This is a genomic window from Blastococcus sp. CT_GayMR20, from assembly GCF_004570345.1.
On the sequence record NZ_SPQM01000021.1, the window covers coordinates 16393 to 29278 of the forward strand.

A 12886-nucleotide genomic window follows, 5' to 3' on the forward strand; every position below is an offset into this window, starting at 1 on the left:
CATTCGTCCACGCTGAACCTCTTCCGCAACCAAGATCGCGTCCTCGACGAGGGTTCCCCGCGGCCTTTTGAGCTGTCACCGCGGAACGCCTCAGTTCCGTGAAACCACTGGTCAGATGCCCGCACCCAGCGATGTGACGTGTGGCACAGTCGTCCGCGACGTCATGCCTATCGGGCGGTACCGCATAGGTTCCGTTTGGGCGGCGCCGCCTGCAGGGACTGTGAAGGCGGCGCCGCCCCGCCAAGTTGAACGCAGTCGTAACCATCAGCGCTGACTCTCGTCGCGGGGCCACGAGAAGACAGTTGGCGGCGGCGGCCGCCCGTACGCAGCTGCAAAAGGGGAAGCGAGCTACCGGCCGCTCGCGGGCTTGCAACAATAGTGGAGATCGTCGACGCGGCCGAAGACGAGGCGGCAAGCAGGGTGCCTAAGGCTGCCCTGGGTATTCCCGATGCGGGAGCCCTCACTCGAGGGCAGAGTCGACTAGGGGATGGAAGGTGCGAACACGACGGCTGGAAACTGTATTCGCCTGGAGGCCCGGCCGCTCACGCCCTAATGCGCGTCCTAGTTGGCCCCACAAAACCGCCATTCTCTGCGCAGGGATCCTCCGGGTGAGGAGGAGGCAAGCCGGCATGCACGGCGTAGCGCTCAACCGTTTACCCGTGCCAGGGCCGCTAATTGCGGCCACAACTGCTCGGCCTGGCCCTCGACCAAGATCGGGGAGTAGTCATAGGCCAGTCAACGCGCAGGCTGGACAAGGGACGAGTCGGCCTGTACGCCGGGGACTATTGCGGCGCGGTTTGCAGAACTCGGCTTGGTGCGCCGTTCTACGTTGGCTTGCGCTTTTCTTGGTTGGACTTCATTGGACCGCGATGGCCGTTTGCGGAGGATCTGCGGATTCTGTATGGACTCGACAGCGGCTGCCACGGCGTTGAGCCCACCGGCGCACGCGTTGGCTTCCTGAAGGCGGCTTCGGCACCGCCACTGCGGCCCGGCCGCCGAATGAGCGAACGCAGCCGCAGGACATCGCTAGACCGCGTTCACCACCTCGTCCGACTTCCCCGGCTCGATCGTCGTGACCTTGTAGCGCCCCTCGCCCTCACGTGCGTAGAAGACGGTGACGGCTCCGGCACGAGTCAGCACGAGGGCATCAATTTTCCGCCGCAGGCTGGTGCCAGGGCTGATCTGAACGCTGCCGGCCCCGGGCATAGGAAGGTCGTAGATGTAGCTGTTGAAGATCCCTTGCTCCATGCCCTCCTCGGTCGGCTTCAAAGTGACGGAGTAGCCGGACCCGTGACCTTGAGCGAAGTGAGGAAACCCCTATGCTCGGCATCGAGCAGCCCAGTGCAGTTGCGAGGTACACCCGCTGGGTCGTGCTTGGGCACTGTGCGCTGTCTGAAGGCTCCGCCGATGAAGGGTCGTCGTTGCCGCTGCAGCCGACCAATGAGATCGCGAGGAGGGCCGAAAGGGTGAAAAGCTTCAGGTGCACGAGTTTGGACCGCAACTGAGGGAGTCGACTCCCCGCGCTACGCTGAAGGCCAAGCTGACGAGTGCACTGGAGGAGCCGGTGCCTGGACGACTCCGGCGCCTTCGCGCTGCGCCGGGTGAGGGAATTCGAACGCCTGATCCCCACCCTGCCAGGCCGTCATGATCGCGTTCGGGGCGGTTCACAATCGTTCCGTAAGGCGCCTGACGTGCCCATACGAATGACCTGGGACACTGGCGCACTTGAGCGAACACCGCCAACTGCAACCACAACCGCAACCAGGTGCAGAGGCGTGGGTCGGTGAATCTCTCAGGGCTCAAGCTGGTCGACCCGCATCCGAGGCACCAGTGGAGACGGTTGCGGAGGACACGGAGCTAGGCGAATAAGCGTGGCTCGTCCATAGGCTGACGGCATCAACCAGCCCTACGAACGTTCCATTCGACCGGTGTCGGATCTCCGCCTGGGAAGGGGCGGCACCGCCATGCCTGTGCGGAGACGCACTCGACCGAGCCTCCGCTCATCAGATACGAGGCACTGGCGCTCAGCCACCGGTAGTCATCCCCCGGGCGGCCGTAGTCGTGGTCATTCCGCTGCTTATTCAGGAGTGCCGTCCAGAACATGGAGTAGCCCGCCTCCGCGAGCCGATCGGCCAGATCTCGTCGCATTACCAGCGTCGACGCTTCATCCATGCCCGCGGTTGGGTCACTGACTGCGAGGCTGGCCGCGTCATCCCAGCGAAAGTCGTTACCGTGTCGCAGGTCTAGGAGGTCATAGAGCATCCGGCTTGGGACAAACCCAGTGGGTTCCTGGGTGCCGGCGCTCTCGCGGGAGGTGCCCGTGCCGCCGTACCAGGCGATCGGCTGGAAGAGGTCCGCCGGAACAGGCTGGTCATGAAGGCGCCGTGGTTCCGCGTTTCCGTCGGCCCAATCCCAGTCCGGAGAACTCGGATGCGCCGCAAGCAGACGCGAGTGGACGTCTGCGTGCTCCGACATCCAGCGCCCGTCCCAGTCCTTCCCGACGGCCCAGGCGCGCAGCGCGTCGGCCTTATCGGCGGGTACCAGGTACCCGCGGATCTGCATCCACACGTTCAGGTTGGGTGCCCTCTACGCCTCGATCTCCGGCGGGAGGACCTGGGTCCAGTTGGCGTGCCGCATCAACGACAGCCAGTCAGTGCCGTCGGGCGCAGTCAGGGTGATGAGGTCGAGCGGGTCAGGCACCCCCTCAAGATCTTCCGGATAGCCTTCCGCGACCTCGGAGGGGAAGGACGCGTGGACAGGCGCGAACCAGGCATGCTCCTGGGGATCAGGGTCCTCTATTCCACCGGGGGTTAGAACGGTTGGGTCGATGTCCCTGTAAACCAGCTGCTCTGCGGACTCGTACGCGAACGGCTCGACCTTGTCGTTCCACCGCTCCCGCAGCTGGCGGTTGTCGGCGATGCGGCCCAGCACCTCGTAGAAACCTATCCACTGGTTCTTCTTGCCATATCGCTCGACCGGTCCGTCGTGACGACCAGCCCGCCGTCCGCGCTCAAGGACCCCGAGCCGTTCGGGCGTCCAACCGAGGTCCACGACGCGAGTGAAGATGACCCGCTCGACTAGTGCGCGCAACTCCTTGTGGTCGGGATGGTCGAAGTACTCGAGAGCTGGTTCCACCACGTAGCGTCCGAAGTCGCCGAACCCGTTCAGTGACCCCAGATCGATGAGTATCTGTACTCCGGATCGGCGTCGAGGGCCTTGATGTCCTCCTGTGACATCGCCTGAACCGGCCAGTTCGTGCCGTATGGCGGCAGCCAGTCCGGTCCGGACCAGCCGTGTCTACGGGCGGCGTGAGAGGCACGCCGAAGGTAATCACGCGTCAGGAGGTGCTCCGGCCATCCGTCCGCGACCAGTTCCACGGCTGCGTCCGCAACTTGAGTCACAGTCGTCGGCACGGCCGACCGAAGTGCCACGGCGCAAATGGCTGAAGCGAGCCGCTCAACGACGTGGGGGTCATCACAGTCGCGAAATTGGCGGATGCCAGAGGCGAACCCGGCCGGCCCACGCTCTCCGACGCTCACCAACGCCTTAGTCGCCCGGTCGCGGACGCGCCGGTCGGGTGTGGTTAACATCCATCCCAGGGCCAGCGTCGCCAAGTGGGCGACGTCCTCGGCCAATGGTGAGATGTCACGAATCTTGCTGTGCGGATGCCAGCCCCAGTCGAGCAGCACGCTAACCGCGCTCTCGTCCCCGTAGTCAGTGGACCCGATGAGCCACTCAGACCAGGTCGCATCGCGTTCCGGCAGTGGCCTCGAAATCAACAGCTGGTGGGTCCAGTCTGCGTTGACCCGGTGACCGGGCACGCATGCAACCCGGACGAGCTGCTCCCATACCCGTTCTGTCCATTCTTCATAGTCGATGAGCTGCTCGATGATGCGCACGGTCCGGTCAGTCGTGTGTTGGGGGGCACGCAAGACGAGGCTCTCGACGAACGCATCGATAACGTCTCGCTCGACGCGATCGTCCTCCTTCTTGAAGATGTCGACGATCTCTTCTCCGATCGACTCCGGCGCGATGACCGCCAACGCGCCCATCGTGCCGCGCTCCTGCCAACGGGCCTGCGTAAGCGAGTCGTACCAGGCCGACAGCCCGTCGGCTGACTGCTCGGCGAGCCGCATAGCTCGCAAAACGTCACCCAAGCGCTGGTAGCTGAACGTGACGTTGTTGTTGTAGGTGTCCATTAGAACGCCCTCCCGCAGCAGTCCCAGCAGGAGGCTTCTCGACCATGGACGTCCGGGCAGAAGCGACTCGGTGATGCGTATTGCGTCGGCACGGTCGTACGGTCCGGGTCCCAATTCCGCGAACTCCCGGACTGCTACCTGCACAAGGTTGCCGGTCTCGTCGTAGTCGCAGCGGCTAGGTGTGGCCAGGCGCTTGTTGACGGCCTCCATGAACGCGTTGCAGACGGTTGCCAAGCCGGCGGTTCCCAATGTGAAGTGCGTCTGCCCCAGAGTCGTGAGGGCCTCGCAGGCGAGCTTGAGGAACAGTGGATTGCCGTACTCAGGGTTCAGGACCGGAAAGGTGAGTCGTTCCGAGTTGTATTCCTGTGTGTACCGAGCAATGGCGACACTGGTCGCCTCTGCGAAGCCCCGGTGGGCGACCCGTGGGAATCCATGGGCTTGGCCCACCACGGGCTCAACAAACTCGGTTCGACAGGAAACCGCGAGTACAACGTTCGCGTGGCGCTCGACTGCGCCGGCCAGAACGCGAAGTTCATCCGCCCACCGCTCGGCATTCGCGCCCTCGTTGACGGCATCAACCATCAGCATCGACAGGAACCCGGCCGCCTCACCGGCTGCATCGAGGACAGCAAGGACGCCGTCCAGCGTGCCGTCGATCTGAACCAACATGCCGATCTGGGGAAGGAGCCTCCCGGCGTCGAAGTCCTGTCCGAGAATCACGAGCGTCGGTAGGCCTGCGGAAATGCGGCGGGTGGCGACATCGCAGAAGAGGTGGGTCTTACCGACTCCAGCACGGCCGGTCATCAGGAGTCGCCCCACTCGCGCCGCCTCTGTTTCCGGCGAGCGCAGCAGTGCCAAGGCCTCCCACAAGGCCTCTTGAGCGTTCCGTACGCTGCGATAAAGCGCGCCAGCCTGGTCGACGTAGTACCGCCCGTCCGTAAGGTTCCGGTCCTGCAGTAAGCGGTGAATCGCATCGAGGTCTGCATCAACAGGCTGTAGGTCCTCGACGATGTCGGGAAGCGGACCCGGGGATCTGGCCGCGTCCAAAAAGCCCTGTAGGGCGACCTCGGCCTTAGCCAGTTGGGTTCGGCACGTTTCGATAGGATCCCTGAACGCGGCTTCATCCCCCTTCGGGGCGTACCAGCTCTCGTTCCGAGCTTTCCGTACACCAGCCAATGCCTTCTGGACCTTGTGGACGTAGGCGTGACTCCTCCCCAGGCCGTCAAGGGCCTCAACCGCCTCGACCTCAACGTGGACCTGGGGGCTATACCGACGACCTGCCTTCGCGACGACGTCCGCGAGTCGCTGCTTGAGGTCGTCCGGTGACAGAACGGAGGCGCTGAACCAGTAGCGCAGTCTCCCTGCGTGTTCGGGCTTCGTCAGCTCGCTCAGGAGTTCATGCGCGCCCACGTAAATGAACTCGACGGTCATGCCGCGGGCAGTTTCGCGAGGGCCTCCCACTCGGTCTTCTTCTCGAGCCACTTAGTGTGAGCCGACTTTTTGGCCTTGGGTCCGTCCGTGTCCCCGGCCGGCAAGTCGTATGGAAACGCCACGTAATACCGCTTCACTGTCGGCTCGGTGTCGAGAACGCGGACTACTGAGTGGTGGACTTGCTGCACCTCGGCATTGCCGAACCCAAACAGGTACTTGGCCTGCCACGCCCAAACGTCACCGTTGGGCAGGGCACCCTTACCTTCGCGCCCGCCGTCGGGATTGCCGAACCGGTAGAAGACAGTCCCGTCGGGCCAGTCGATCAATCCACCTCGGGCGAGAATGGACGCCAGTTCCTCGAACGCGTCCGCTCGGGACGCTGGGGCCCCATAGGGTCGGATCTGCCGGAAGTCCACGTCAGGAAGCGCACCCGTAGGCGTCATGAAGGACTGATCTCACTTTCCGGTCGTGAACGGAGTCGTGGCTCGGAATGTAGGCGGTAGTAAACGTGGTCCTCGCGAACGATCAGCTGGTCCCCAGCCGCTTCTCGGCGACTGTCCCAAGGCGGGTCGCGAGCCGGTGCAGCAGATCGTCGGCGGCGCGGCCCAGCCGGACCTCCCAACTTTGCCCTGCCTTATGGCGGTCGGCTCGGCAGTGCTCGGCGGCTGCGTGCGGACCTGCGAGCGTCAGCGCCGCGTCGCCGTCGCCGACCGTTGCCTCGACCGGGCAGGTCGGGCGTGTCTCGGCAGCGACGTGCTCAAGGGTGTGCGTGCTGAGGATGTAGCGCAGCGGGCCAGGCTCGCCCAGCCCGCCGGGGGCGACCGAGAGGCTGACGTACTGGGCCAGGAGACTCGCGGCAGCACTTACGGACAGCGCGGCGACGTTCTCGCCTCGATCACGGCTGCCGCCGCCGAGACCTGCGATGTACTGCGGGTCGTCGAGGTCGCCGGCCCGGTCAGCGGTTACAGCGGCGAGGTCGAGCTGCCCGTTGCACGCCAAGCAGGGGCGGCCAGGGCGGACGACGTGTGAACGCCAGGCCGCCCCGCGCATGCCGTTGCCGTCAGCGAAGGCGTCAACGCCCATGCCGCCGTCGACGACAGGAAGGAGGTGCGCGTACGCCACGCTGTTGAGGACCCCCCGCGCCCACGGCCGGTCGACACAGCTGAAGATGATGTCGAAGTCGAGCGCCACCGCGAGGCCCGCTGGCTCACAGACGCTGAGTTCTGAGGTCTCCAGCTGCAGCCCTGCCGCCGTTGCGTTGAGGACGACGAGGCGGCCGACCACGTCGACCTTCGACCGGCGCAGCCATGCGTCGACCTTCGTTGCGCCAACCAGCCGGTCGAGATTGCGCTCCTCGACGGTGTCGAAGTCCATCAGGCCAATGCGAGTCACACCCGTGGCCGCCAGCCGCACCGCGATGTCGAGGCCGACCGAGCCGGCGCCGACGACGAGGACCGCGCGCCGGGTGAGATCGCGATGCACGCGCGGACCCCACGAGGCAATGGCGCGCACCTGGCTGCGCCGGGCAGAGGGCGGCGGGACCAGAGCGTCGTTCCAGCTGACGACCAGACGGTCGCCAAGGACCCGGACGTTCTCGGCATGCGTGGCCTCGACGTCGCGACCGGTGCCGAGGTCCCAGTGACGGGCGGACCAGGCCTGGTCGCCGGCGAGGGTCATGCCCACGAGGGGAAGGCCGGTGATCTCTCGGACGAGATTGGCGTAGGCGGTCTCGGCGTCGCGGTCCGGGCCGCTCATGTTCTGCCAGCCGCGACCGCCCGGGTGGCTGTGAGCAAGGACGACCCCGCAGCCGTCCTCATGCGCTAGCGCCGCGGCGCGAAGCACGTAGGCGCCGGTCAGGGAGGCGTTCCCGTGCACGGCGCGCTCACCGGTCTCGGGCAAGACGACTCGGCGCACCAGGGCGGTGCGCCGAGTCGCCCCGGTTGACGGCCGGTAGGTAGCCATACAGATGTCCTCCTGCCGGTCGTCGCGGAGCAGGTGTCCGGCGAGGACGTCGTGGGTGACGGCGGTCATGGCGACCGACGTCCGGTGAGTCGTCATCGCGCGGCCCCCAGAACGCCGCGGACATGGGCCACCCACGCCCCCTCGGGGTCGATGTCGCCGCCCCAACCGCGGACCTGGCGCGAGTGACGCAACCAGCCTGAACGGGTCGACTGCTGACTGTTGGTCGCCGGCAGCGCAACCTCCGCTGGCAGGTGGATCCAGTGCGGCGGCGCCATGGGCCAGCTGACGAGCTCGGCGACCTCGACGGCGGTCTCGACCAGCTCGCCAGCATGCTGACCCTCGACGGGCTCGACCCAGTAGACGACGAGTCCGTCGCGTACCTCGGGCTTGGTCTGCAGCCGGCGCAGGCCGTTGACGAAGGTCGCGACGGGCTCGCCGGTCACGCGACGTCGGCGTTCTGGCGGATGGTGACGAACCGCGCGCCCGGGTGGATCTGCACGACGTCGTCGTCGGCGTAGCGGGCCGGCTCAGGGCGCTGGCCGCGCAGCTCGCCGAGGTCGTAGAGGGCCGGGTCAACGCCAGCGAGACGCAGCAAGTCGGCAGCTGGCTGCCGCCGCTCGCGGGTCTCGTAGTCCCGGCCGTCGATCGTGAACGCGACGCTCGGCCGCAGCTCGGTGGGCTTGTCCTTCATGATGCTCCTTCTCGCTCCCGGGGTGCCGACGGCTCCCGGCTGCACTGATGTCGGCTAAGCGGGTGTCGGTGAAAGTCCTGTACGACTTCTCCGTCGCGACTTTCACGGACGCCGGGGGGGAGACAGAGTGCGTGCAATGGCCGAGCACGCGTCTTCCTTCCGCAGCAGCCACCCGCTGCTGAAGGACCGTGCGCGCCTGGAGACGATCAAGAAGAACATGCACATCCAGATCCAAGTGGTGCTCCACGGCCGGCGGATCCGCGACGACGTCGAGCTCGCGCTACCGGGAGGCGCTTCGGTCGACGACGTTCTGCAGGACGCTCTGCTCGCGCTTCTGCGGACGGATTCCGCGAACGTGCGGACCTCCTGGGAGGCGCTCAGCTCCGAGATCGCCAGGAACAAGGCGAAGGACGCGTTGTCGCTGGCGACGCGCGGACGGCGCTCACCGAACGCCGCGCCTGGAACGCCAGACGACGTGACCCTCGTTCCACTTGAAGAACGCCTCGACGCAGCTGACCCCGATCCGGCGCACGACCCGGCGGAGGCGTTCGACCGGGCACAACAACAGTTGGTGATCCTCCGCCTAGCCCGCGAGACGTTGAGCGAGCGGGAGCGGTTGATCTTCAGCACCGGCTACTACAGAACGAATACCGACAAGGAACTCGGTGAGCAGCTCGGCATCACCGGGCAGGCGGTCGGACAACAGTTTCGCCGCATACTGCGGGATCTGTACGCCGCCGCTCTGCGCGATCCGACGTTCCCGCCGCTCAAGGAGAGCGACGGAGGGGAGGACACATGAACAGCCACAGCGACGCCGTCGATGCCGTTCTCGCGGCGTTCTCGGATCACCTTGAGCACGGGGCTTCCCGTCCCACGCTCGACCATCTCGACCGGCGCGACCGACAGCTCGTCGAAGACTTGATGAGGTTGATGGAGACGGGCCGGTGGATCGATCCGTCAGCGTCGGCGCCCTCGTTGGAGGCGCTGCTCGCCGGCACCGAGTTCGCCGAGTCCCTGCCTCCGGCGCCTTCCACGTCCAAGGTGCCGGTCCTCCACCGGATGCAGAAACTGCTCGCCGACGTCGACCCGCGGGTCGAGGTGAACGTCCACGACGACGGCTTTGTGTCCTTCGGCTACCTAGACCTGCTCGCGCGGTTTCATCCACTCGACACCGACGACCCCTGGCTGGCGGGGGACGCGCTCCGCGCGATGTTCGACGCGGACAGCTACGTCGACTTGGTGGCTCTCGTCGCAACACAGACCGACGAGCTGCTGGCCCGAGTGGTGTCGCGCTACGACGTCGACCCCACCATCTCGACCGCGTCGAACCGCCCGGCGCGTCCGCCACGGCCGGTCCTGCCCTTAGCGCTCGCCGCTCGGTCGATCCTTGAGGTCAGCGCGCCCGAGTGGGGCGAGTTCGGGCTCAACGGTGGCGCCCTCCCAGTCGGGGATGTCGCCGAGTTGGGAGCGCAAATCGCGACGCAGGTGGTGGCGGAAGAGGCGAAGCGCCGATACCAAGGCGACAAGGCCCTCGCCTATCGCGGGCTAGTCGGGCATGAACAACGGCTCGTCAAACTCATCTCGACCGCCACGGGCCGGGGAAGCTCCATCGACCTCGCCGCCGCGATTGACCGCTTCGCCAGGCAGGTCGCGTGATCCGCAAATTGCATCTCCGGGGCTGGCGCTCATTCGAGGAGCAATCCCTCGAGATTGGGCCCGGCGTTACCTTCGTGTTGGCCGAGAATGGCGTTGGCAAGACGTCGCTGATCGAAGCCGCTTCTTGGGGCCTCTACGGCCCGCTCTCCCGGGTGGATCCGGTCGCTGCTCGTCGCGTCGGCGCCGACGAAACGAGCATCGATGTCGAGGTCGAATTGCCCGACCACCGGGTTCTCACCGTTCGACGCGTGGTCGACGCCGTCGGACAAACGGATGTCCAGACAACACTCGGCGGCGACCCGCTCGACCCCGCATTGCTGAACGCCGTGCTCGCCGAGGCCTTCGGGGCGTCGGTTGAGTTTCTCGCGCGAACAACGACCCTGCCAAGCAGTGCCGTCGACGACCAGACGGTAAGCGCCTTCGCTCTGCGCGAGCACCTGCGCCGGGTTTTCGGGGTAGATGACCTGATCCGCGTCGCCGATCAGATGCAACAAATCCACGACGAGCACGAGGCTGCGGCTAGGGGGTACCGAACCGCGTCGCGGCGAGCTACGGCCGACCTCACTGCCCTGATGGCTCAGCTGTCTAGCGCTGATGAACACCTCGCGACGCTGCACGAACAGCGGAATGCGCTGCGCGACGAACTCGAGCTGGCCGAAGACCAGCTGCGGCAGTTGCGCCATCAGAGCGAGGCAGCCGACCAAGCGGCTGCGGCGCACGCCGCCTTCCAACAGGTCCTCGCTGCAGCACAGCCCGTCATCTTGCCCAGCCTCGGAATGCCCCAAGTGCAGACAATCAACGACCTTGTCCGAGTTCTCGAGGAGGCCGAGCGCTCCGCACTCGCGGCTGTCGACGACGTGCGCCAGGGGTTGGCCCTTGTCGCCGGACGCCTTGAGGCGATTACGAGCGCTGCAGCGGAACTCGACACGGCGTCCGGGGACTGCCCCGTCTGCCGACGTCCGATGAGCCGTGAGGACATCGAGCACGCTCGACGTAGTCATTCACGTGACCTGACAGCGCTGGACTCCGATCGCGCCGTCCGGCAGGCCGATTTGGTGGGGGCGAGTCAGCGGCTCGACGCCGTGCGAGCTGTGCTTCGGCAGGCGCTTACTGTCCCGTCGCCGCGTGACAACACGCCGGACGCGGGACCGCTGGACGTGGACGCCGTTCGGGCAGCCGTTGATGAGGTACGCGCCCGTTACGACGACATCTCCGAGGACGTGGCCGCCACCCGAGCGACGCAGGCCGCTCTCGCGGAACGGATCGCCGCCGAACGCACCGCCGCCAGTGAGCGAGAGGCCTCGCTCCTCGTCCACCGGAAGGCAGCAGTGTCGCGCGTGGCCGCAATCATTGCCCGACAAACGGCGGACCAGCTCATGGCAGAGCGCATCGACCCTTTGGCGGCTGAGATGCGCGCGCGCTGGAAGCGCGTCTTCGGTGACCGCGGCGCGCTCCAACTCGGTCCTGACGGCCGGCTGACGCTTCGGCGCGGAGTCGAGGAGATTCCCTTCGAGTACCTCTCCAGCGGCGAAAAGGTCGTCGCCCTGCTCGCCGTCCGACTGCTTGTTCTCGGGTCGTCCACGCGCGCGTCGTTCCTATGGCTTGACGAACCCTTGGAGCACCTCGACCCTCGGAATCGCCGGCTCGCCGCAACGCTCATGTCGGCATCGGGTGTTCAGGTGCGACAGGTCCTTGTGACGACTTACGAGGAAGACCTGGCGAGGCGCCTGGCCCAGCGCGGACAGGCGTCCCTGTTGCGGGTGCGCTCCGCGGACGCGGAGTGGCCCCTCTCCGGGTCGACCATGCCGGCCTAGTGGACCGCTTGCAGACGTCGCCCTCGGCCGTCTAGGCATCCCGTGTCCGAGAAGGAATTCGACAGCACTCTGGTCGACCAGACCCCCCTCAGCGAAGAAGCAACGAGAACTGGAGAAAGAGGTCAGCCCTGATCGTCGCTAGATCGGCGCAGACGATCTTGAGTTCGTAGCCAGAGTGCTCGTTTGCTCTGTTCATCGCTCTGACCACTAAGTCCTGCAACTTTTCCTGTCCTGCGGCTAGGTCAGCCGTCTTAACCTCCCCGGACTCCTTGTCGGTCAACCCTGCGGCCTGAAGCCGTGGCCCAGTGAGCGCTCCCAGGATGTTCACGCGATGGCCATCGGCGTGCGCAAACCAGCGATCGACGGCTGCAACTACCCGCGCTTCAACCTTTGCATTCTCGGGACTGGGGGCGCGGTCGAAGGCGCTGCTAAGCCGCTTCCGAACCTCATAGCACGGGTCGAGAACCAGTCGAACGACGTCGTCCGGAAACGGGGCCCGCCCGGTCCGGTTCGCGACCCACTCTCCGAAGGATCTCTTTGCCGGGCCGGTAAGTGGGCGTACGGCCTGTACGTTAGTGACGACTAGGGCGCCCTTAAGGATGCTCGTCGTCCAGGCCAGGTCGACGGCGAGGCCCATACCCGCCGGTACGTCAGAGAACTTCTCACGAGGGTACGCGTACCAACGCGGCGAGTAAGCATTCCGACGCAGGTCAAGCCAACGGTCCTCTTTCACCAGTCTTATCGGCGCAATCAGCACCGTCGGCTCCTGGTCGGCCTCGCGAACTACGTCGCAGTCCTGGGTGAGAAGGACGTACCAGCCGGTGTCAGACCCCAGAGCACTCGCCCACGCGTCCGTGGGGCCGACTTCCGGGCGAGCGACGCCCGAAGGAAGCGTCTCGACACCCGCAGGTCCCACGCCCGCGATGGCAAGCGTCAGCCCCGAAAGTGCATCTCCCTGCTGAAGAGGCGACAGCGCAGTGAACGACACCGGCGCCCCCGCCGCAGCCAGCACGGTCGGAGGCGTCGGTCCGGCGGAAGTCCCATCGCTGTCGGCTGACTCAGCCACGGATCAGCCGCGTCGCAGGACCGCGACTGCCGCAGCGTTGCCCGAGCGCTTGACTAGATCGGCCAAC

The 12886-nt window shown here is 66.1% G+C and carries 13 protein-coding genes; 3 read left to right on the forward strand and 10 right to left on the reverse strand.

Annotated features, from left to right (window positions below; translation table 11 throughout):
• Window positions 1–1026: 1026 nt before the first annotated feature.
• The 8 genes from E4P40_RS07730 to E4P40_RS07765 form a co-directional block, all read right to left on the reverse strand.
• Window positions 1027–1248 (reverse strand): hypothetical protein, encoded by a 222-nt coding sequence (locus tag E4P40_RS07730; protein ID WP_135158195.1) that lies wholly within the window; start codon window positions 1246–1248, stop codon window positions 1027–1029.
• A gap of 648 nt (window positions 1249–1896) precedes the next feature.
• Window positions 1897–2568: a hypothetical protein gene (locus E4P40_RS07735; RefSeq protein WP_135158196.1), complete on the reverse strand. Its 672-nt coding sequence runs from the start codon at window positions 2566–2568 to the stop codon at window positions 1897–1899.
• A gap of 18 nt (window positions 2569–2586) precedes the next feature.
• Window positions 2587–3138: a hypothetical protein gene (locus tag E4P40_RS07740; protein WP_135158197.1), complete on the reverse strand. Its 552-nt coding sequence runs from the start codon at window positions 3136–3138 to the stop codon at window positions 2587–2589.
• Between the two features lie 26 nt (window positions 3139–3164).
• Window positions 3165–5630 (reverse strand): hypothetical protein, encoded by a 2466-nt coding sequence (locus E4P40_RS07745; RefSeq protein WP_135158198.1) that lies wholly within the window; start codon window positions 5628–5630, stop codon window positions 3165–3167.
• Window positions 5627–6046, reverse strand: coding sequence for a hypothetical protein (locus tag E4P40_RS07750; RefSeq protein ID WP_135158199.1), 420 nt, complete (start codon window positions 6044–6046; stop codon window positions 5627–5629). Before E4P40_RS07750 ends, E4P40_RS07745 begins: the two co-directional genes overlap by 4 nt.
• 109 nt (window positions 6047–6155) lie before the next feature.
• Entirely contained in the window at window positions 6156–7661 is a 1506-nt protein-coding gene (locus E4P40_RS07755) for a ThiF family adenylyltransferase (RefSeq protein ID WP_167762147.1), read from the reverse strand.
• A 23-nt stretch (window positions 7662–7684) separates the two neighbouring features.
• Window positions 7685–8035, reverse strand: coding sequence for a hypothetical protein (locus E4P40_RS07760; protein ID WP_135158201.1), 351 nt, complete (start codon window positions 8033–8035; stop codon window positions 7685–7687).
• Window positions 8032–8283, reverse strand: coding sequence for a multiubiquitin domain-containing protein (locus E4P40_RS07765; RefSeq protein WP_135158202.1), 252 nt, complete (start codon window positions 8281–8283; stop codon window positions 8032–8034). Before E4P40_RS07765 ends, E4P40_RS07760 begins: the two co-directional genes overlap by 4 nt.
• Before the next feature lie 136 nt (window positions 8284–8419).
• On the opposite strand from E4P40_RS07765, the gene E4P40_RS07770 reads away from it, so the two are divergent.
• Together E4P40_RS07770 and E4P40_RS07775 are read left to right on the forward strand one after the other, a co-directional pair.
• The gene (locus E4P40_RS07770) at window positions 8420–9082 is read left to right on the forward strand and encodes a sigma-70 family RNA polymerase sigma factor (protein ID WP_135158203.1); all 663 of its coding nucleotides are present in this window, start codon (window positions 8420–8422) and stop codon (window positions 9080–9082) included.
• Window positions 9079–9939 carry a hypothetical protein gene (locus E4P40_RS07775; protein ID WP_135158204.1) on the forward strand — a complete coding sequence of 287 codons (861 nt, stop codon included), beginning with the start codon at window positions 9079–9081 and terminating at the stop codon, window positions 9937–9939. The genes E4P40_RS07770 and E4P40_RS07775 overlap by 4 nt, the downstream gene beginning before the upstream one ends.
• 29 nt (window positions 9940–9968) lie before the next feature.
• Here E4P40_RS07775 and E4P40_RS28845 read toward each other — a convergent pair whose 3' ends face one another.
• The gene (locus E4P40_RS28845; protein ID WP_245160196.1) at window positions 9969–10658 is read right to left on the reverse strand and encodes a hypothetical protein; all 690 of its coding nucleotides are present in this window, start codon (window positions 10656–10658) and stop codon (window positions 9969–9971) included.
• Window positions 10659–10724: 66 nt separating this feature from the next.
• Here E4P40_RS28845 and E4P40_RS28850 point away from each other — a divergent pair, with 66 nt between their 5' ends.
• On the forward strand, window positions 10725–11753 hold the full coding sequence (locus tag E4P40_RS28850; RefSeq protein WP_245160197.1) for a hypothetical protein: 1029 nt from the start codon (window positions 10725–10727) through the stop codon (window positions 11751–11753).
• Window positions 11754–11841: 88 nt separating this feature from the next.
• On the opposite strand, the gene E4P40_RS07785 is transcribed toward E4P40_RS28850, so the two are convergent.
• A complete protein-coding gene (locus tag E4P40_RS07785; RefSeq protein ID WP_167762148.1) occupies window positions 11842–12741 on the reverse strand; it encodes a hypothetical protein in 900 nt (299 codons plus the stop codon).
• Window positions 12742–12886 lie beyond the last annotated feature (145 nt).